The sequence below is a fragment of the Corynebacterium kutscheri genome (assembly GCF_000980835.1).
In the GTDB taxonomy this organism is placed as follows: domain Bacteria; phylum Actinomycetota; class Actinomycetes; order Mycobacteriales; family Mycobacteriaceae; genus Corynebacterium; species Corynebacterium kutscheri.
The window spans coordinates 1,864,724-1,885,301 of record NZ_CP011312.1 but is presented as its reverse complement, the minus strand read 5'-3'; the positions used below and the strand labels follow the sequence as shown (position 1 = coordinate 1,885,301).

The 20,578-nt window shown below is 47.1% G+C and carries 15 protein-coding genes, 3 rRNA genes, 1 other RNA gene and 1 CRISPR repeat array; of the genes, 15 read left to right on the top strand and 4 right to left on the bottom strand.

Translation table 11 applies throughout. The annotated features are described in order from the left end of the window. Positions 1–305: 305 nt before the first annotated feature. Positions 306–686, bottom strand: a transfer-messenger RNA (tmRNA) gene (gene ssrA / locus UL82_RS10935). Between the two features lie 150 nt (positions 687–836). On the opposite strand from ssrA, the gene UL82_RS08570 reads away from it, so the two are divergent. Further along, a complete protein-coding gene (locus UL82_RS08570) occupies positions 837–1,580 on the top strand; it encodes a VOC family protein (protein ID WP_158407832.1) in 744 nt (247 codons plus the stop codon). On the opposite strand, the gene UL82_RS08565 is transcribed toward UL82_RS08570, so the two are convergent. After that, positions 1,577–2,659, bottom strand: coding sequence for a threonine aldolase family protein (locus tag UL82_RS08565; RefSeq protein ID WP_046440405.1), 1,083 nt, complete (start codon positions 2,657–2,659; stop codon positions 1,577–1,579). The two genes, UL82_RS08570 and UL82_RS08565, sit on opposite strands and share 4 nt — an antisense overlap. A gap of 317 nt (positions 2,660–2,976) precedes the next feature. Here UL82_RS08565 and UL82_RS08560 point away from each other — a divergent pair, with 317 nt between their 5' ends. The 14 genes from UL82_RS08560 (at position 2,977) to UL82_RS11445 (ending at position 17,660) form a co-directional block, all read left to right on the top strand. Then, positions 2,977–3,987, top strand: coding sequence for a siderophore ABC transporter substrate-binding protein (locus UL82_RS08560; protein ID WP_046440403.1), 1,011 nt, complete (start codon positions 2,977–2,979; stop codon positions 3,985–3,987). A gap of 98 nt (positions 3,988–4,085) precedes the next feature. After that, positions 4,086–5,081 carry an ABC transporter permease gene (locus UL82_RS08555; RefSeq protein ID WP_046440401.1) on the top strand — a complete coding sequence of 332 codons (996 nt, stop codon included), beginning with the start codon at positions 4,086–4,088 and terminating at the stop codon, positions 5,079–5,081. Continuing rightward, positions 5,074–6,141 (top strand): iron chelate uptake ABC transporter family permease subunit, encoded by a 1,068-nt coding sequence (locus UL82_RS08550; RefSeq protein ID WP_083966455.1) that lies wholly within the window; start codon positions 5,074–5,076, stop codon positions 6,139–6,141. Before UL82_RS08555 ends, UL82_RS08550 begins: the two co-directional genes overlap by 8 nt. Continuing rightward, a complete protein-coding gene (locus UL82_RS08545; protein WP_046440400.1) occupies positions 6,138–6,893 on the top strand; it encodes an iron ABC transporter ATP-binding protein in 756 nt (251 codons plus the stop codon). The genes UL82_RS08550 and UL82_RS08545 overlap by 4 nt, the downstream gene beginning before the upstream one ends. Continuing rightward, positions 6,893–7,192, top strand: coding sequence for a hypothetical protein (locus UL82_RS08540; protein ID WP_046440398.1), 300 nt, complete (start codon positions 6,893–6,895; stop codon positions 7,190–7,192). Before UL82_RS08545 ends, UL82_RS08540 begins: the two co-directional genes overlap by 1 nt. 169 nt (positions 7,193–7,361) lie before the next feature. After that, positions 7,362–7,938: direct repeats of the CRISPR family, unit length 28 nt; unit sequence GGAACATCCCCGCGCGAGCGGGGACAAC. A 1,257-nt stretch (positions 7,939–9,195) separates the two neighbouring features. Further along, positions 9,196–10,727, top strand: a 16S ribosomal RNA gene (locus tag UL82_RS08535). A 419-nt stretch (positions 10,728–11,146) separates the two neighbouring features. Continuing rightward, positions 11,147–14,231: ribosomal RNA gene (locus tag UL82_RS08530) — 23S ribosomal RNA — on the top strand. Positions 14,232–14,429: 198 nt separating this feature from the next. Continuing rightward, positions 14,430–14,546, top strand: a 5S ribosomal RNA gene (rrf, locus tag UL82_RS08525). The 16S, 23S and 5S rRNA genes sit together here, the layout of an rRNA operon. 195 nt (positions 14,547–14,741) lie before the next feature. After that, a complete protein-coding gene (locus tag UL82_RS11465) occupies positions 14,742–15,065 on the top strand; it encodes an ABC transporter ATP-binding protein (RefSeq protein ID WP_046440396.1) in 324 nt (107 codons plus the stop codon). After that, positions 15,029–15,961, top strand: a complete 933-nt coding sequence (locus UL82_RS10660; RefSeq protein ID WP_232009471.1) for an ABC transporter ATP-binding protein — start codon at positions 15,029–15,031, stop codon at positions 15,959–15,961. The genes UL82_RS11465 and UL82_RS10660 overlap by 37 nt, the downstream gene beginning before the upstream one ends. Then, on the top strand, positions 15,958–16,422 hold the full coding sequence (locus UL82_RS11460; RefSeq protein WP_046440394.1) for an ABC transporter ATP-binding protein: 465 nt from the start codon (positions 15,958–15,960) through the stop codon (positions 16,420–16,422). Before UL82_RS10660 ends, UL82_RS11460 begins: the two co-directional genes overlap by 4 nt. A 57-nt stretch (positions 16,423–16,479) precedes the next feature. Next, on the top strand, positions 16,480–16,731 hold the full coding sequence (locus UL82_RS11455; protein WP_232009470.1) for a hypothetical protein: 252 nt from the start codon (positions 16,480–16,482) through the stop codon (positions 16,729–16,731). Between the two features lie 5 nt (positions 16,732–16,736). Next, positions 16,737–17,402: an ATP-binding cassette domain-containing protein gene (locus tag UL82_RS11450; protein ID WP_232009469.1), complete on the top strand. Its 666-nt coding sequence runs from the start codon at positions 16,737–16,739 to the stop codon at positions 17,400–17,402. Between the two features lie 18 nt (positions 17,403–17,420). Then, positions 17,421–17,660: a hypothetical protein gene (locus UL82_RS11445; protein WP_232009468.1), complete on the top strand. Its 240-nt coding sequence runs from the start codon at positions 17,421–17,423 to the stop codon at positions 17,658–17,660. A 495-nt stretch (positions 17,661–18,155) separates the two neighbouring features. Here UL82_RS11445 and UL82_RS08495 read toward each other — a convergent pair whose 3' ends face one another. Next, positions 18,156–18,791 carry a DUF3239 domain-containing protein gene (locus UL82_RS08495; protein ID WP_046440389.1) on the bottom strand — a complete coding sequence of 212 codons (636 nt, stop codon included), beginning with the start codon at positions 18,789–18,791 and terminating at the stop codon, positions 18,156–18,158. Positions 18,792–18,800: 9 nt separating this feature from the next. Then, positions 18,801–20,492 (bottom strand): DNA repair helicase XPB, encoded by a 1,692-nt coding sequence (locus tag UL82_RS08490; protein ID WP_046440388.1) that lies wholly within the window; start codon positions 20,490–20,492, stop codon positions 18,801–18,803. Positions 20,493–20,578 lie beyond the last annotated feature (86 nt).

Genomic DNA, 20,578 nt, shown 5'->3' with positions numbered 1-20,578 from the left:
TTGATCGGGACGCAGCCTTTTAAGCGAAACACATCAAACCCCCACTTTCCGAAGATGAGCAAACATCGGAGCCTTCTACAAAACACTTCATCGAGGTCACCATCGATAGCGCAGAGATTAGCACTCAACTCCTCGAATATTTCATCGACGAAATCTTTACAGGAATAAATAGGTTGCCATCATCTTCTACTACTACAACTTGGATAAACACGTTGAGTTTGAAGATCTTGAAAAAGGACACCCCAGTGGAAATAAAACGGGGAAGTACAAACACGCTTGAAAGCGAGAGCTTGTACTTCCCCTATAAGTGGAGCCGCCGGGAATTGAACCCGGGTCCTACGTCACCGTGCCAGGGCTTCTCCGTGCGCAGTTTGCGCGGAATCTTTACTCGACTCTCTAGATGGGGCAAACTCCTCTAGATGATGAGCCCAGTTAGTAGTAAAAGTCCCGTTCATCCCTACTAACCTAAATGAACAGCAAGTCCTTTAAATGATGTCAGACACTAAGCCAAGGACGGAACCTAGGCTGACAGACACGCAGGTCGCTGATTAAGCAGCGAGGGCGTAGTCGCGCTGAGAGTTATTCTCTGCGTTTATTGTTTTGCTACGACGCTTACGGTGGTCTCTAGCCTGCACCGGCACGCTTCCCCTGGCTAAGCAAACGCAGTCGAAACCAAAATCGACCCCAGTCACTTACTAAAAGTAGTCGTGTTCGATGCAGTTTACTCTTTATTTATAGTTGTAGCAAGTACTACTACCTGTGTTTTTGTTTTGCTATTTTGTTCTGCGTGCTTTGGTAACCTTCGTCGAAAAGCAAGCGCAATGTATGCTGGGGCGATGCCTGCAATTACTCCTACTGCCTGGTTGAATCGTACTGCTGATGAGGCTGCTGATTTCTATGTACACGCTTTTGGCTTAGTAGGAGTGGATGCTGAAATCGCTAAAACTTTCACCTACCCAGACCCTAATGATCACTATTTAGCTGAGTTTGCTGGTAAAACTCGGGTAAAATTGGTGCGTATTGAGGATTTCACCCTTGGCCTGATTAATGCCTCTGACGAACACACAACAACCCCAGCCTTTAATTTATATGTCAGCTTAGATAAAACTAAAGCACAGAGGTTGTGGGATATTTTGTCTGAAAACGGCGTGATATTGGTGGAATTTTCCGAATACACCCCAGGAATTGACCACGGATGGCTGACCGATAAGTTTGGGATCTCCTGGCAAATAACCACGCACCCCGATCTACCCACTATCGCACCCGCAATTCATTTCAATGGGCAAGCTCGGCAAGCGGGTGATTACTACCTAGAGATTTTTGGTGGTACGCGCAATGAAATACTGGTCGAAGGTGATGAACTTATTTTGAGCTCAATCATTATCGACGGGCAAACCCTTGTTCTTATGGATTCAGCCGTAGATGCCATACATAGTGCTGGTATGTCTTTGCATCTGCGTGCTCGAGGGGAGCAACAAGAAACCTTCCACCGCGCCTTATCATATAATCCAGAAAAAGACATGTACGGGTGGATGGAAGATAAATTTGGTATTACCTGGCAAATTTCCGACGAAGGCTAATTAGCTGGGGCTAGGCGTTTAATTGCTGCGATAAGTTTTTCAATGTCAGCATCCTCAGTTGCCCAGGAAGTACAGAACCGGGTAACTCGGAAATTACCGTGAGTCCCAAAAAATTGGCAGATAAACTCTGCGGAGAGTTGCTGTTCCTGCTGTTCGGTCAGTAAAGCAAATTGCTGGTTGGTAGGGCTTGGGAAAAGCAGACTAATCCCGGCATCATGAAACGCTTGGGCAATCCGTTGTGCTTGTTTATTAGCATGAGCATTAATTTCTACGTACAAATTATCACTCATGAGCGCTTGAAATTGAGCACCTAGTAGCCACCCTTTAGCTAATAAGCCAGAATTTTGCTTCATATTATTACGGAAATAGGTATCCGTTCCTGGTTTGGGAAAAACAATTGCCTCGTCAAAAGCTGCACCACATTTGGTACCGCCGATGGTAAACATATCGGCTAGTTGGGCAAGCTCTGCTAAGGAAATGTCGTTGGCTGGGGAGCCTAGTGCATAACCAAGCCGGGCTCCGTCGATAAGCAAGAAAAGATCGAAGGTGTTACAGACTTCTCGAATTTCTTTTAGCTCGGCCAAACTATATAATGTGTCATATTCGGTGGGTTGAGATAGGTACACCATTTTTGGTTCACTGGCATGTTCGCTAACCCCGGACGTGCGATAGTCGGTGACAAGGTCGGAAATCTGAGTGGCAGTAATTTTGCCCAAGGTATGAGCGAGGGTAAGAATCTTGTGTCCGGCATGTTCAACTGAACCAGTTTCATGAACATTGATATGCCCGCTATCTGCTGAAATAACTGCCTGCCACGGGCGCAAAGTAGCTGCAATAGCAGTGGTATTTACCTGAGTACCGCCAGTCATAAAATGAACCCCTGCTTGGGGTGCGTGGCAGAGATGCCGAATTAGATCTGCGGTTTGTTCACACCGATGATCAAGACCATAGCCGCTAAAAGTTTCTTTGGTGGTGGCTACTAATTCTTCCAATACTCGCGGATGGGCGGTGCGGTGGTAATCATTACCAAAATGTGGGCGAATATGTGAGGTGGTTGGTATGTGATCTGGTTGATGCATAAAAGAAATTCTACTGCGTCAGGTTGTTTTTAAAGAGAGTTTTACTAAGTAGCGACGGGGGTAGCGCGATAGCTATCAAACTATGAAGAAAATGCAATAGCCGGGCAAATCAATAAAAAGTTTGAAAATCTAAATAAAAATAGGGGTAAAGGTATTGATACTTATTTTTGAGGCAGTTAGAGTTTCCTATCGTATGGTTAGCCTAGCTTTTTGATGGCATGGCTTGCTTAATTTATCGTCCGATCTGACGAGGACGATAGAAAACAACCATTTGACTTCGTTTCCTCATATCGAAGCATGACCTTAATAAGGAAACTATGAATACTAAGTTGCCTAAAGTTGTTGCCCTTATCGTTGCGACATCTTTGACGCTTACTGCTTGCTCCAATTCCTCTAATTCTTCAAGCTCTAGTTCTGAATCTGCTGCAACCTCTAGTGCAGCAGCAAACGGTACTGTCACTGTTGAAGATAACTTTGGCACTGTCGAGATTGCTACTCCAGTGAACCGGGTCGCTAGTACCGATAACCGCACCTTTGAGGTTCTTGAACAGTGGGGTATTGATCTCGTTGCAGCACCACTGCCATTGATTCCATCGACTATTTCTTATAAGACTGATGAAAGCATCGTCGATTTGGGTTCTCACCGTGAGCCTAACTTGGAAGCTTTGGTAGCTGCAGAACCTGATCTTATTATTTCCGGCCAGCGTTTCAGCCAGCACTATGAAGCTATGAAGACCTTGAATCCAAATGTGCCGATCGTTGATTTCGAGCCACGTGATGGTGAGTCATTGGATGAAGAGTTAAAGCGTCAGGTGACCGAACTCGGTAAGATCTTCAATAAAGAATCTGAAGCAGATCAGCTGATTGCAGATTTCGATGCTGCTCTCAAGCGTGCAAAACAAGCTTATAATGGCAACGATACTGTCATGGCAGTAAATGTTTCCGGTGGCGAAATTGGTTATATTGCCCCTTCGGTTGGTCGTACCTTTGGTCCTGTTTTCGATCTGCTCGGCTTAAAGCCAGCTCTTGAGATTGAGAATGCTTCCTCTAACCACCGCGGCGATGATATTTCGGTAGAAGCAATCGCTGAATCCAACCCACAGTGGATTTTCGTGCTTGATCGTGATGGCGCCATTAACGCTGATAAAGAGGGCTACACTCCAGCGCTTGATGTAATTAAGAACAATGCTGCTTTAGCTAACCTTGCTGTTGTTTCTGATGGCAAGATTATTGTTGCACCTCAAGATACCTATACCAATGAGTCGATTATCACCTACACGGAGATCTTAAACTCTATTGCTGATGCTTTCGAAGCTCAGAAGAGCTAAAACGTGCACGTTAAAAGGGCTAGCGAGTAGGCGCTGGCCCTTTTGGTGCGTTTTAAGCGTGCCACATTGTTATCCACAACGAATCAGATCGACTTTTTATGATTGATACTTCGACGCGTGAGTCTACTTCTACGCACATTACTCGAGGCAAGCTTTTCGACGTCAAACTCATCATTGGTATTGCCGTTGTTATTGGCCTGCTTATTCTTTCACTCATGACCGGCGAATACGACATTTTGAATCATGCTGATGGCTGGGACATCTTCGGTATTGTTCGTATCCCACGCACTATTGCGCTTGTATTATCTGGCGCTGCAATGGCTATGAGTGGTCTAGTCATGCAATTGATTACCCAAAACCGTTTTGTCGAACCAACTACCACGGGTACGACTGAATGGGCAGGATTGGGATTACTTTTTTGCATGGTTGTTTTTCCTAGCACCTCAGTTTTAGGGCGCATGGTTTGTGCAGTTCTTTTTGCCTTTATCGGCACGATGGTATTTTTCCTTTTTCTACGTAAGGTCAGTTTAAGATCCTCTTTAGTCGTGCCGATTATTGGAATTATGCTGGGGGCGGTAGTTAGTGCGGTATCAACTTTTTTCGCACTCAAAACCGACACATTGCAGTCACTAGGAATTTGGTTCCAAGGAAGTTTTACCTCGGTATATAAAGGCCAATATGAGGTGCTATGGATTGTATTATTCGTAGTTCTTATGGTGTTCTTTTACGCCGATCGGCTTACTATTGCTGGATTGGGAGAAGATATCGCAACCAATGTGGGCGTGAACTATCAGCGCATGGTGATAATTGGTACTGGTCTTATCGCCGTGGCAACCGGTGTAGTAACCGTGGTGGTGGGGTCGCTACCATTTTTAGGTTTAATTGTGCCCAATTTAGTATCAATGTTTCGTGGCGATGATCTGCGCTCTAATCTTCCCTGGGTATGCCTAAGCGGTATTGCTTTGGTTACTGTGTGCGATCTTCTTGCCCGAACTCTTATTTCACCATTTGAAATTCCGGTATCAGTAATCTTAGGCATGGTCGGCGCCATTGTATTTGTTACTTTGATCGTAAGGCAGGCCAAAAATGGATAAGGCAGTAGTAACCGAAACCCCTGCTTTGGCCGGTTTCAAGAAAGAGGCGTCGAAAAACATACGTCGATCGGGTGCCTTTATTAATGCTCGAGCAAAGCTAACCTATTGGGTACTTTTTACGGTGATTACCACCTTAGCTTTACTTTTTGCCTTCGGTTTGCTGGCATATGGAAATCCAGTACCTTTTGGCACTCCGCAATTTTGGTTGATCGCACAACGACGTATGAATGCCGTAATCGCGATGGCAGTAGTAGCGTTATGCCAGTCCCTAGCGACGGTAGCTTTTCAAACAGTAACAAATAACCGCATCATCACCCCATCGATTATGGGATTTGAATCCCTATATCGAGCTTTACATACCTCAACTATTTTCTTTTTTGGCGTGGTTGGACTTAATAATGCCCGCACCTTAGAAATGTTTATTGTGCAGCTCGTGCTTATGGTGGGCATGTGCCTAGTGCTTTATTCGTGGTTATTGACCGGAAAAAACTCTAATATGCATGCAATGCTACTGGTGGGCATTGTTATTGGTGCTGGTTTAGGCTCAGTAGCTACATTTATGCAGCGGCTGCTAACCCCAAGTGAATTCGATGTACTGACCGCTCGGTTATTTGGATCAGTCAACAACGCTGATCCCTCGTATTATCCGGTAGCCATTCCACTATGCTTAACCGCCGGAATTCTAATTCTACTAAGTGCACGAAAACTTAATGTTCTTGCTTTGGGTAAAGAAGCTGCCGGCAATTTAGGACTTAATCACAAACGGCTCAGTATCTATATTTTGGTGCTTGTTTCTATTTTGATGGCTACTTCTACTGCACTGGTAGGGCCAATGACTTTTCTTGGTTTCTTGGTGGTTACTCTGACATATCAATTAGCCGGTACGTTTGACCACCGATACCTTTTCCCGATGTCTATCAGCCTTGGTTTCTTAGTGCTTACCAGTGCATATTTCATCATGAATCATGTCTTTTACGCTCAGGGCGTGGTTTCGATCATTATCGAATTTGTAGGCGGAAGTGCATTCTTGATTGTCCTACTAAGGAGGGGACGACTGTGATCACACTTGAAAAAGTCGCAAAAAATTATAATGGTGAGGTTCAGATTGGGCCGGTGAGTTTGGAAATTCCCGCTGGTGGTATTACTGCACTTGTGGGCCCGAATGGGGCGGGAAAATCTACTTTGCTTACGATGATTGGCCGTCTGCTTGATCTCGACGAAGGCGTTATTAATGTTGCTGGCTTTGACGTAAGCAGTACCAAAAGCGCTGACCTAGCTAAAGTACTTAGTATTTTGCGGCAGGAAAATCATTTTATTACTCGTCTTACTGTGCGGCAGCTGGTAGGTTTTGGCCGGTTTCCTTATTCGAAGGGGCGGCTAACGGCAAAAGATGAAGAGATTATTTCTCGTTATATCGACTTTTTAAATCTTAAAGAACTAGAGAATCGCTATCTTGACCAGTTATCTGGTGGTCAGCGTCAGCGTGCTTATGTGGCCATGGTGTTATGCCAAGAAACCGATTATGTCATGCTCGATGAACCACTGAATAACCTCGATATTGCGCATTCCGTAGAGATGATGAAACATCTTGCTCATGCTGCTGCAGAATTTGGCCGCACAATTATTGTGGTGCTGCATGATATTAATTTTGCAGCTCGGTATGCTCAACACATTTGTGCAGTCAAAGATGGTCAAATAGTCGCTTTCGGTTTAGTTGAAGAGATTATGAAAGACGAAATTTTAAGCGACATTTTTAATACTGACATTACAGTTATTGATGGCCCTGGCGGATTGCTAGCCTGCTACCATTAATGCGTTCTGCAATTTATTATTTACTTGCTTTAGTAGCCGGTGCATGTGCTAGTAAAATCAATGCACCGTGGCAGGTGTTTATTACTCCACTATTGATGGCATTGATGCTGGTAACTTTTGCTGAGTTACCAATTCGATTAGAAAAACAATCATTTCATTATCGGGTTATGGTGGGTAATTTTCTTGTGGTACCACTTATTGTGGCTGCGTTGTTGTGGAGCTTTCGTGCGCTTTTCGACGCCCCTGCACCGGTCTTACTAGCCGCAGGGGTGGTGCTGCTTAGTGCGTGGATTATGTGATTAGCTTTACCCGATTAGCCGGTGGAGCAGCGGATACATTACTTATGACAACGCCCTTATTGTTGGTAGGGCAGATGTTGCTTGTGCCAATATGATTGCGTCTAGCTGGATTTAGCTGGCAAGCGACCATGTTTTTACCACTTGCTGAGGCATTTTTCTTTGTGCTTGCGGAACATCCCCGCGCGAGCGGGGACAACAAAAGCACCCACCAAACACAAAAGCTTTTCACGGGAACATCCCCGCGCGAGCGGGGACAACGACACCTGTAGTTGCGTCAAACGTCATGGCGGAGGAACATCCCCGCGCGAGCGGGGACAACTGGGAAGAAATTGATGTTTCAGCGGGTACATACGGAACATCCCCGCGCGAGCGGGGACAACAGCTCACGGCTTGCAATAGTCATTGGCTAATCCGGAACATCCCCGCGCGAGCGGGGACAACCTCACCGGGTCGAGCGACACACAGAAGACGGGCGGAACATCCCCGCGCGAGCGGGGACAACCACACATCAGGAAGGACACTATTGAATCTAGAAGGAACATCCCCGCGCGAGCGGGGACAACAGCAGGATCAGTGCCATGGTGGGAGTAAGCGAAGGAACATCCCCGCGCGAGCGGGGACAACGCAAAAAGCCGATTCGCGCCAATGTTGACTCCGGGAACATCCCCGCGCGAGCGGGGACAACAATCACTGTCTCTAGGGCGCTAAGCATCTCACCGGAACATCCCCGCGCGAGCGGGGACAACACTTAATGACCAGCAGATATCTGTTCCATGTACCGATTATATCTTCACTTTTCGTTCACAGTGTGGTGTTTTATTACCTTTTCTCTAGAGCATTTTGGGGAAGATTGTGTGCGGCTTAGCGTAAGCACCTAGCATTGGAATTGATGGTCATCCAATGATGATGGTGTATTTGAACCTCAACTTCAGCTTTATTTTAGCTGAGTTTTAAGCTAGTTGGGTATGTCGTGAGTGTAACGAGTAATCGTGAAAAATCATTTTTCTAAAAAGTATTTGTTCCAGTTGGATTGATTTTCTAGCGGCCTATTTTTCATCGTGAAAGCCTAATGATCTTGTTATTTGATGAGCTATTAATAGTGTTTATTTTAAGGCTTAGAAGAAGAGAACTTTTTAAAGCCGTGATGATTTCGGGATAGTCGTCGAGTGGGTTTTAAGTATAAAGCTCTTCCTAGCGATGGCGTTGCGACGTTCTACCGTGGATTGATTTAACGCGCTTAGAAATCTGCTGTGGAGCTTGTTGTGTTGTTGTGTGGGGTGGTTGTTTATAAAAATTGGTGTGACCTGTGGATTTGTGTTGTTGGGAAGTCGTGTGTAACTTTGTTCCAGTCGCCGCGAGCACCACACAACACAAACAAGGTTGTGTGAAACAAACACGGTGGCAACAATAAAAATTTTTTCCCAAAGAAAAACGAAACTTGACAATAACAGGAAAAGTTTTGTAAGGTTTTTCTTCGCTGCAATTACTTAAACTTTTTTAAAGTGACTGTAGTACAGCATTTCACCTTATTACAGCAAGCATTGTTTGTTGTGTGGTGGGTGTGGGTTGTTTGAGAACTCAATAGTGTGCCAAATCATTTGTTACAACATGTAACACACAGAATCTAGTGATTAATGATGAATGCTGAATAAGTGTTTGTGTTTGGTCATTGTGTTGTGTGTTATTGTTTTTTGTTTTACACATATTTTCTTTTTCTTATCACGTATTCACATATGTGTTTATTGTGGTGGGGGATAATGGTTTTTGTTTTTACGCCTGATACTGTGGTGATCAGATGTCACTGATGGTGTTGTGGTGTGACCGGCAAGTGACCATGATTTGTTTTCTTGTTTCTTATCTTTTTTCTTCAATATAGTTTTTAGGATTTTATTGTGTTGAGGGTAAGGGGCTGGGGGATGGTTGTGGGTGCTTGTTAAATACTAAAAATTGTTTTTGTTTATTTTTTGCCAGTTGTTGGGCTTTCCCAATAATTTTTCTTATTTTTTGTGGAGAGTTTGATCCTGGCTCAGGACGAACGCTGGCGGCGTGCTTAACACATGCAAGTCGAACGGAAAGGCTTTCTTGCTTGCAAGAGAGTACTCGAGTGGCGAACGGGTGAGTAACACGTGGGTGATCTGCCCCTAACTTCGGGATAAGCTTGGGAAACTGGGTCTAATACCGGATAGGACCACATTTTAGTGTGTGTGGTGGAAAGTTTTTTCGGTTAGGGATGAGCCCGCGGCCTATCAGCTTGTTGGTGGGGTAATGGCCTACCAAGGCGTCGACGGGTAGCCGGCCTGAGAGGGTGGACGGCCACATTGGGACTGAGATACGGCCCAGACTCCTACGGGAGGCAGCAGTGGGGAATATTGCACAATGGGCGCAAGCCTGATGCAGCGACGCCGCGTGAGGGATTGAAGGCCTTCGGGTTGTAAACCTCTTTCGCTAGGGACGAAGCTTTTTTGTGACGGTACCTAGATAAGAAGCACCGGCTAACTACGTGCCAGCAGCCGCGGTAATACGTAGGGTGCGAGCGTTGTCCGGATTTACTGGGCGTAAAGAGCTCGTAGGTGGTTTGTCGCGTCGTCTGTGAAATTCCGGGGCTTAACTTCGGGCGTGCAGGCGATACGGGCATAACTTGAGTGCTGTAGGGGAGACTGGAATTCCTGGTGTAGCGGTGGAATGCGCAGATATCAGGAGGAACACCGATGGCGAAGGCAGGTCTCTGGGCAGTAACTGACGCTGAGGAGCGAAAGCATGGGGAGCGAACAGGATTAGATACCCTGGTAGTCCATGCCGTAAACGGTGGGCGCTAGGTGTGAGCCTCTTCCACGGGGTTCGTGCCGTAGCTAACGCATTAAGCGCCCCGCCTGGGGAGTACGGCCGCAAGGCTAAAACTCAAAGGAATTGACGGGGGCCCGCACAAGCGGCGGAGCATGTGGATTAATTCGATGCAACGCGAAGAACCTTACCTGGGCTTGACATGTACAGGATCGGGCTAGAGATAGTTTTTCCTTTTTAGGTCTGTATACAGGTGGTGCATGGTTGTCGTCAGCTCGTGTCGTGAGATGTTGGGTTAAGTCCCGCAACGAGCGCAACCCTTGTCTTATGTTGCCAGCACATTTTGGTGGGGACTCATGAGAGACTGCCGGGGTTAACTCGGAGGAAGGTGGGGATGACGTCAAATCATCATGCCCCTTATGTCCAGGGCTTCACACATGCTACAATGGTCGGTACAACGCGCTGCGAGCCTGTGAGGGTAAGCGAATCGCTGAAAGCCGGCCTCAGTTCGGATTGGGGTCTGCAACTCGAGCCCATGAAGTCGGAGTCGCTAGTAATCGCAGATCAGCAACGCTGCGGTGAATACGTTCCCGGGCCTTGTACACACCGCCCGTCACGTCATGAAAGTTGGTAACACCCGAAGCCCATGGCCTAACCACGTTTGTGGAGGGAGTGGTCGAAGGTGGGATTGGCGATTGGGACGAAGTCGTAACAAGGTAGCCGTACCGGAAGGTGCGGCTGGATCACCTCCTTTCTAAGGAGCTTATATTTTTTGTTTTGTTTTTGTTTATCCGGGTGGAGCACATCACCCACGCACATTGTGTGTGGTGGGGTGAAACAAAAGACTAGTGTGTGAAACATCCATGATGTCATCATGGGGTAGCTGGAGCATGACACAGGTTGTTTCATGTGTGGTTTGGTGTGCTGTTGGGTGTCTGGGGCAATCCTTGTGGGTTTGTTCTATATGTGGCTTCAACCAAAAAAGCAACAATGATACTTAAAGTGTGTGGTTGTTTTTTTGTTGGGGTTGTGTTGTGTGAGAACTGTATAGTGGACGCGAATTTTTTAGCAATATTTTTAGCAATTATTGTTTTTAACATGAATGCATTGTTTATGTGTGTTTGTGTTTTGTTTCTTTGTTCTTAGTGTTTTTTATTTGTTTTTTGTGTTGGTTTGTTTGTTTTGAAGGGCACACGGTGGATGCCTTGGTAATCTGAGCCGATGAAGGACGTGTAAGGCTGCGTTAAGCCTCGGGGAGTTGTCAATAAAGCGTTGATCCGAGGATGTCCGAATGGGGAAACCTTACTACAGTGATGTGTGGTAGCCCAATGGTGAATATATAGCTGTTGTGGAGGTAACGCGGGGAAGTGAAACATCTCAGTACCCGTAGGAAGAGAAAATAATAATGATTCCGTTAGTAGTGGCGAGCGAACGCGGATGAGGCTAAACCGTATGCGTGTGATACTTGTCAGGGGTTGCGTGTGCGGTGTTGTGGGGTGTATGTGTCATTGTTTCTGACAGGACAGTGGCTATGGTGTGTGTGTTAGTGGAATTAGGTTGGGATGCCTAACCGTAGAAGGTGAGAGTCCTGTACATGAAAACACGCATGGTGTGGTGATGTATGTCCCCGAGTAGCAGCGGGCTCGTGGAATCTGCTGTGAATCTGCCGGGACCACCCGGTAAGCCTAAATACTTGGATTAACCGATAGCGGATAGTACCGTGAGGGAATGGTGAAAAGTACCCCGGGAGGGGAGTGAAAGAGTACCTGAAACCGTGTGCTTACAATCCGTCAGAGCCTGTCTTTTGGGTGGGTGATGGCGTGCCTTTTGAAGAATGAGCCTGCGAGTCAGCGGCATGTCGCGAGGTTAACCCGTGTGGGGTAGTCGTAGCGAAAGCGAATCCTAATTGGGTGTGTTAGTGGCATGTTCTGGACCCGAAGCGGGGTGATCTACCCATGGCCAGTGTGAAGCAGCTGTAAGAGGTTGTGGAGGCGCGAACCCACTTAGGTTGAAAACTGAGGGGATGAGCTGTGGGTAGGGGTGAAAGGCCAATCAAACTCCGTGATAGCTGGTTCTCCCCGAAATGCATTTAGGTGCAGCGTTGTGTGTTTCTTGCCGGAGGTAGAGCTACTGGTTGGTTGAGCGGGACTACAATCTTAGCAATGTCAGCCAAACTCCGAATGCCGGTGAAGTGAGAGCATGGCAGTGAGACTGCGGGGGATAAGCTCCGTTGGTCGAGAGGGAAACAGCCCAGATCGCCGGTTAAGGCCCCTAAGGGTGTACTAAGTGGGAAAGGATGTGGGATCGCGAAGACAGCCAGGAGGTTGGCTTAGAAGCAGCCATCCTTGAAAGAGTGCGTAATAGCTCACTGGTCGAGTGGTTCTGCGCCGACAATGTAGTGGGGCTCAAGTACACCGCCGAAGCCGCGGCAAGGCAACAATTTTGGTTGTTGTTTTGGGTAGGGGAGCGTCGTGCATGGTGTGAAGCAGTGTGTGGAAACGATTGTGGACTGTGTGCGAGTGAGAATGCAGGCATGAGTAACGAATGAGAAGTGGAAAACTTTTCCGCCGGATGACTAAGGGTTCCTGGGTTAAGCTAATCTTCCCAGGGTGAGTCGGGGCCTAAGGCGAGGCCGACAGGCGTAGTCGATGGATAACCAGTTGATATTCTGGTACCCGTGTGTAAGCGACCATGGTGAATCAATGGTACTAACCATCCATGTGTCATGGTGTGTGCCTTTTGGGTGTGTGTCATGGTGTGTGCGTGGGATCTTCGTTGGTAGTAGCTAAGTGATGGGGTGACGCAGGAAGGTAGCTGAGCCACTTATTGGATTGTGGTGTAAGCGTGTGGCCCGTGGTATAGGTAAATCCGTACCACTTGTGGGTGAGGCGTGATGCGTACCCTTTTTTGGGGATGTTGGTGATCCTATGCTGTCGAGAAAAGCCTCTAGCGATGTTTATATACGGCCCGTACCCATAACCGACACAGGTGGTCAGGTAGAGAATACTAAGGCGTTCGGGTGAACTGTGGTTAAGGAACTCGGCAAAATGCCCCCGTAACTTCGGGAGAAGGGGGACCACTGCTGGTGACTAACTGTTTGAGCTGGTGGTGGTCGCAGAGAATAGAGGGAAGCGACTGTTTATTAAAAACACAGGTCCGTGCGAAAACGTGGAAGTTGATGTATACGGACTGACGCCTGCCCGGTGCTGGAAGGTTAAGAGGACCTGTTAGATGCTTTTGTGGTGTCGAAGCGGAGAATTTAAGCCCCAGTAAACGGCGGTGGTAACTATAACCATCCTAAGGTAGCGAAATTCCTTGTCGGGTAAGTTCCGACCTGCACGAATGGCGTAACGACTTCCCTGCTGTCTCAACCACAGGCCCGGTGAAATTGCAGTACGAGTAAAGATGCTCGTTTCGCGCGGCAGGACGAAAAGACCCCGGGACCTTCACTATAGCTTGGTATTGGTGTTTGGTTCGGTTTGTGTAGGATAGGTGGGAGATGTTGATGCATATGCGCTAGTGTGTGTGGAGTCGCAAGTTGAAATACCACTCTGATCGGATTGAGCACCTTAACCTTGGCCCATGATCTGGGTTGGGGACAGTGCCTGGTGGGTAGTTTAACTGGGGCGGTTGCCTCCTAAAGTGTAACGGAGGCGCCCAAAGGTTTCCTCAGCTTGGTTGGTAATCAGGTGGTGAGTGTAAGTGCACAAGGGAGCTTGACTGTGAGAGTGACAGCTCGAGCAGGGACGAAAGTCGGGACTAGTGATCCGGCACCTACGTGTGGAAGTGGTGTCGCTCAACGGATAAAAGGTACCCCGGGGATAACAGGCTGATCTTCCCCAAGAGTCCATATCGACGGGATGGTTTGGCACCTCGATGTCGGCTCGTCGCATCCTGGGGCTGGAGTAGGTCCCAAGGGTTGGGCTGTTCGCCCATTAAAGCGGCACGCGAGCTGGGTTTAGAACGTCGTGAGACAGTTCGGTCTCTATCCGCCGCGCGCGTTGAAACTTGAAGAAGGCTGTCCCTAGTACGAGAGGACCGGGACGGACGTACCTCTAGTGTGCCAGTTGTCACGCCAGTGGCATGGCTGGTTGGCTACGTACGGAAGGGATAACCGCTGAAAGCATCTAAGCGGGAAGCCTGTTTTGAGATGAGGTTTCGTTTGAGGTTCCCTAGAGATGATGGGGTTGATAGGCCAGGTCTGGAAGTGGGGTAACTCATGGAGGTGACTGGTACTAATATGCCGATACAAACAATCCTTTTTTTGACACATGAATAAGGCAAAATAGGGAAACATGTTAATGGGTTCAAAGAAACGTGAATAATTGTTGTTCTGCTGCTTTATGGTGGTGGTTGTTGTTGGGTTTGTGTTCACTGTGCAGTGTCTGACACAGCACACGCACGTTAACAAGCACATGTGTGTTTGTGGGGTGTGTACTGTGTTGTTTATAGTCGTGTTGGTGGTTATAGCGTTGGGGAAACGCCCGGTCCCTTTTCGAACCCGGAAGCTAAGCCTGATTGCGCTGATGGTACTGCACCTGGGAGGGTGTGGGAGAGTAGGTCACCGCCAACCTAAAACTTGATAAAGCAAAAAGAAGGGGAGAGGGAAACATCCGCACAATGTGTGTGGGATGTGTTTCCCTCTCCTTTCTTTTTGTGTGTGGTGGGTGTGCAGGGCGCGTGGGGGCGGCACATATTTGTAGAGAGAGACCACCTATTGTGGGTTATAGCAACCCACGTGTGGGTGATGTGGTGAGATTTTTCCTCTATGATGCGTCAATTTCGAGAAAAAGCGGATCAATTTAAAACTAGCCAGAAGCAGCTTGATGCGGCCGTCGTTGAACTTGTGCGTGGCATCCCTGTTATTAAGGTGTTTACTCCAGAGGGATACGACGAAAGTATTTTTCTTCACCGATCGAAGCATTTTGGGAAGTTTTATCGAGACTGGGTGAGCGCTACAGTGCATGCTACTGCTCTTATGAAGGTTTTTACTTCTACCACGTTTGGTTTGCTAGTTGTTGCGGCTGGGGCTCTTGGCTTAGTGTTTCTGCTGAAGTGTCAGTACTCGATGTACTTGCAGCATTTTTACTGATTAATAATATAGCCTCACCATTGCTTATGCTTTCTCGCGCCAATATTATGTTTGCTGAGGCTAAGGCTGCAGCTGCAGACCTAATTTATTTTTTCAATTTGGCAGAGTCACCGGTAGCTGGTGGTAAGGAAGATCCTGCAGATACCAGCATTGAACTTGATAATCTTGGTTTCTCCTACGTTGAGGGAATTCCAGTCCTCACCGATATTGATGCGATTTTTCAAGCTGGTAGCGTTACAGCTGTAGTCGGCCCATCTGGTTTTGGTAAATCTACGCTCGCATCGCTTATTCCGCGATTATTGGATCCAACCGTGGGCACTGTGCGTATTGGTGGTGTAGCTAGTACGGATCTAACTTATGACCAGCTTTATGATCGCGTAGGTTTTGTTTTTCAAAATTCCTATCTGATGCGGTTGAGCGTGCGCGATAATATTCGGTTAGCTTCTCCTGAAGCAACTGATGAGGATGTGATTCGGGCGGCTCGCGCGGCGCAGATTCATGAGCGTATTACTAAGTTGCCACGTGGATACGATTCCATTAGAGGTGAGGATGCGCAGTTTTCTGGAGGTGAGCAGCAGCGGCTAGCTATTGCGAGGTCTATTTTGCTTGATGCTCCTATTTTGGTTCTCGACGAGGCAACTGCCTTTGCAGATCCAGACTCAGAGGCCGCTATCCAGCAGGCGATTAGTCAGTTGGTAGTTGGACGTACTCTCGTGGTCATTGCTCATCGTTTGCACACGATTACGGATGCAGATCAGATATTGATGCTTGACGATGGAAAACTTACCGAAGTAGGCACTCACAAAGAATTGCTCGCAGCAGGAAACAAGTATGCCAAGATGTGGCAGCGTTACCAGAACACACAGACTAGTAGCTACGAGGAAACAATCGAATGATCCTTACACTTTATGCACTCGGTACTGATGCTAACCGTCGTCGACTTGTTTTTGTGCTCGGTCTTATTATGCTGTCTTCTTTAGCATTGGCAGTCGGTTTGATTTTAGTTGCTGTGTTTCTTGATGCGCTCTTTATACGAGGACCAGGTGCTGCGGCAACATGGTTGCCATGGATCTTTTTATCCGTCATTGGCTATGCTGTAGCTGATTGGCCAACTGAAATCATTGCTCAAGATTTGGGTCATGATTATGTGTTGCGTATCCACAAGCTTATTGCCGAGCGTACCGTCATGTTGCCATTGGTCTATTTCGACGAGGATCGTTCGGGTCAGATAGGAGTTACCGCGACTAGTGGCGTATTATTTGCTGCAAATGCTCTTGCCATGATGTTGCGGCCGATGTTACATGGAGCAGCATCTGCCGGTTTGGCTAGTGTTTTTCTGATTGTTATAGATTGGTGATTAGGCCTGGCGACGGTTGTCGTTGCTGTTGTTGTTTGGTACGCATACCACCGTCTAATGCAGCAGTATCGCATTGTTGAGCGTAACAAAGGAGTACACAATGAGCATAGTGCTGCACAGGTTCTAGAGTTTGCACAGGTTCAGCCGATGTTGCGTGTTGCAGGCTCAGATTCATTGGGGAAGCGATCAGTTCGTGCTGGCATACGTGAGCAATTCTTTGCGCAGCAGCAAACTCAAAAAACTGGCGAGATGGTTATGGGGCTCCTGGCTACGATCATCATGATAGTAGCGTTGCTATTGATGCATTAGCAACCGTGTTGCTGCTTAACGGTCGGTTAGCAGGAGGTACCTATATTGGTGTTATCGTACTAGTGTTTATCCTTGCTCGGGTGACAATGTCCGGTTTGCCCTATGGAGAAGGATTACAGGCTGCTCGTAATACGCTTGGCGAAATTCAGAAGATCCTCGATGCCCACACACTATGTGAACCCGAAAACTCGGCACAATTGACAAATTATGCTTTAGATTTTCATGAGGTTAGCTTTGGTTATGAGCCGAGTACCTCAGTGCTTAACAATATCAATTTCCATATTGAACCTGGTACGACTACTGCTTTGGTTGGGCCGAGCGGTTGCGGCAAGAGCACACTACTTAAGTTAATTGTACGGTTTTATGACGTGGACAAGGGAATGATTTGCATTGGTGGTATCGATGTACGTGAACTTGGCACCCGTACAGTATTGGATTCACTTGCAATGGTTTTCCAAGATGTTTATTTGTTTGAAGACACTTTATACGAGAATATTCGCTTAGGACGTCATGATGCGACGAAGGAAGAAGTGTTACACGCAGCGGAACTCGCTGGTGTAACCGCGATTGCTGAGAATCTTCCGGATGGGTTTGAGACTCTAATCAGTGAAGGTGGGCAGAATCTTTCTGGTGGTGAGCGACAACGTGTTTCCATTGCTCGTGCTTTGTGAAAGAATGCACCTATTGTATTGCTTGATGAGGCGACTAGCTCTCTTGATATTGAGAATGAACATTTAGTTATGCGCGGGTTAACAGAGCTATCCCGGAAACGTACCACTATTGTGATTGCTCATCGGCTCAATACTATTCGTGATGCAGACCAGATCGTAGTGTTTGGTTCTACTGGTTATGTGGAAGCTATTGGTACTCATGAAGAGCTTATTGAGGTATCACCACGGTATCGTAAGTTTTGGGATGAGAAAAGTTGATGCTAATAATTGGAAGCTTTAATGTGATAACAAGTATATGCTGGAAAAACTGCTAGTGATCCTTTTCTTCCAAAAAATCGCAACATGCGTTCTAAAGTTGCACTAGTGGGTTCGTCGAAAATAAAAATCTCCCGGTTGCTGATCAGTGCAGCGGAGATGGCAACGTGTTGTCGTTTAACATCGAATAGTTGATAATGCACATCATGCATTACTAGGTAGGAATATTGGTGCTGTCGTCGAGGTGTTCTCAGTTTATGGTTACCAATATTTACAGTGTTGTTGGCTTTAAACTCAATGCCGGTCAGCGTACACATGCTAAAAGGAATAAAAATATTGCCCTAAGGTAAAAACGCTGTTCTGACCTTGTGCTGGTATCTGTTCATTATGTTTTCATTGATTACAATCTAAATCGCACACAAAAACAACCCACACAAGCTTGAGCAAAAAGCTTATGCGGGTTGTAGCGGTGTAGACGGCAGTAGTGTTTATAAAACATTAAAGCAAAAGTAGATCAAAAGGTGTTTTTCGAACCTCATCATAGTGAGCTAGATGTTTTTCTAGTTTCTCCCATTGTGCTGGATCAATAGCATCGGTTGCGGCTTTGATAATTGCTGCTTCTGGGGTTCCCCAAGCGATTGGCACTGGAGAGATTTGATCCCAGGTTTGTTTGTTCGCGGCGCTGCGGTTTCCGGTGACCGCAACGCTGGGTACTTTTTCACCAACTGTACGACTATGACCTGCCAAGTTGCTAATAGTGCGTACGGCTAGAGCCGGCTGGGGGTTAGTGCCGGTGGAATCAGCGTCGACAAGCGCCATAATGGACATATCGCGAGGATTAATTTCAGTGATAATGGCCGGTACGAGCTCATAGGAATCATAGAGTGATTGTGCCGAGCCAACTAGGCGAGGAAATACTGGGATGAGGATAAAACTAATCAGTGCCACGATAGTGAAGCAAGCGAAGATAATTACGCCCACCATTGCGCCCAGCCAAGAATAAAAACCCGCACCAATAGCTAGCAGAATGAAGCTAAAAATTGCTGCCGAAAGCTGTAAGCGCTTTGTGTCTTTGAGCAACTCGTTGTTTCTTTGTGCATGAGCTTTATCGACTACAAAGTGAAAGTTCGCCATGATGATTAATTATGCCTTCTCCGCATCAGACTGGCCAGGATAACCGGTGACAATGGGCAAGAATGTAGTTAGGTCTTCTGCACTACAAATACGGTAGCCATAACCTTGCTCGGCAAGGAAACGTTGCCGGTGCGCTGCATAGTCAGCATCAATGCTGTCACGGCTAACCAAAGTATAAAAGTATGCTGCGCAACCATCTGCCTTGGGGCGTAATAACCTGCCTAAACGTTGGGCTTCTTCTTGTCGGGAGCCAAAAGTACCCGATACTTGAATAGCGACAGTTGCTTCGGGAAGATCAATAGAAAAATTAGCAACTTTGCTGACTACTAACGTAGTGATCTCACCGCGTCGGAAGCGATTAAAAGCTGATTCGCGCTTTTTGGTTGAGGATTTACCATCAATGACCTCTATACCTAGATGGGAACCGATTTCTTCGAGCTGATCCACATAAGCACCAATAATTAAAGTAGGTTGCCCATGGTGGTGCTGCAAGATCTTTTCCATAGCACGGATTTTGGTATGCGCACAGGCAGCAATGCGGTAGCGATCATTGGACTCAGCAGTAGCATAGAGCATTCGCTCGGTGTCGGTCATAGTAGTGCGTACTTCTACACACTCGGCAGTGGCAATAAACCCTTGGGCTTCTAGATCCTTCCACGCAGCGTCGAAACGCTTAGGTCCAATAAGGGAAAACACATCTCCTTCGCGACCATCTTCACGCACTAAAGTAGCAGTAAGGCCGAGTCGGCGGCGGGATTGTAGATCAGAGGTCATGCGAAACACCGGTGCAGGAAGCAGGTGTACTTCGTCGTAGATAATAAGACCCCAGTCGCGGGAATTAAAGAGCTCTAGGGCGCGGTATTCTCCCTTGGTTTTACGAGTAACTACCTGGTAGGTCGCAATAGTTACCGGGCGAATTTCTTTTTTCTCACCGGAATATTCGCCAATCTCTTCCGGGGTAAGGCTAGTACGTTTCAGCAGTTCATCGCGCCATTGCCGGCCAGCAACTGTATTAGTGACCAAAATTAGCGTGGTTACCTGTGCTTTAGCCATTGCTGCGGCACCCACCATAGTTTTACCAGCACCACAGGGAAGAACGACTACACCAGAGCCACCGGCCCAAAAAGATTCTGCAGCTAATTCTTGATAATCTCGTAACTGCCACTGTTCGTGTTCGGTGCTTAATGCGATTGGATGTGCTTCACCATCAACATAACCGGCTAAATCTTCGGCCGGCCAGCCTACTTTGAGTAACTCTTGTTTGAGTCGACCGCGCTCGGAAGGGTGCACCACAATATAGTTTTCGTCGATAACTTGTCCAAGCATGGGGACGATCTTTTTATGACGTTGAAGCTCCGCTAAAATCGCCGGCTCTTCTGATTCAATAACTAATCCATAAGCCGGGTGCATATGCAGACGTACTCGGCCATAACGGCTCATAATTTCTGCAATATCAATCAGCAGTGATTGGGCGACCGGAAAACGGGAAAAACGCTCTAGCGCATCAATTACATTTTCGGCATCGTAACCAGCGGCACGCGCGTTCCATAAGGCAAGCGGGGTAATACGATACGTATGCACATGTTCTGGGGCACGTTCTAACTCAGCAAAAGGTGCTAGTGCAGCTCGGGCGGCAGCAGCTTGTTCATGATCGGTTTCTAATAAAACAGTTTTATCCGACTGCACGATTAATGGACCCACAGCATCTCTTTCTTATTCTTCAACTTGTTGCAGTATAGATTTATGCGTAACGACGACTGCTATAGTCCACTAACGCCGGATTGACC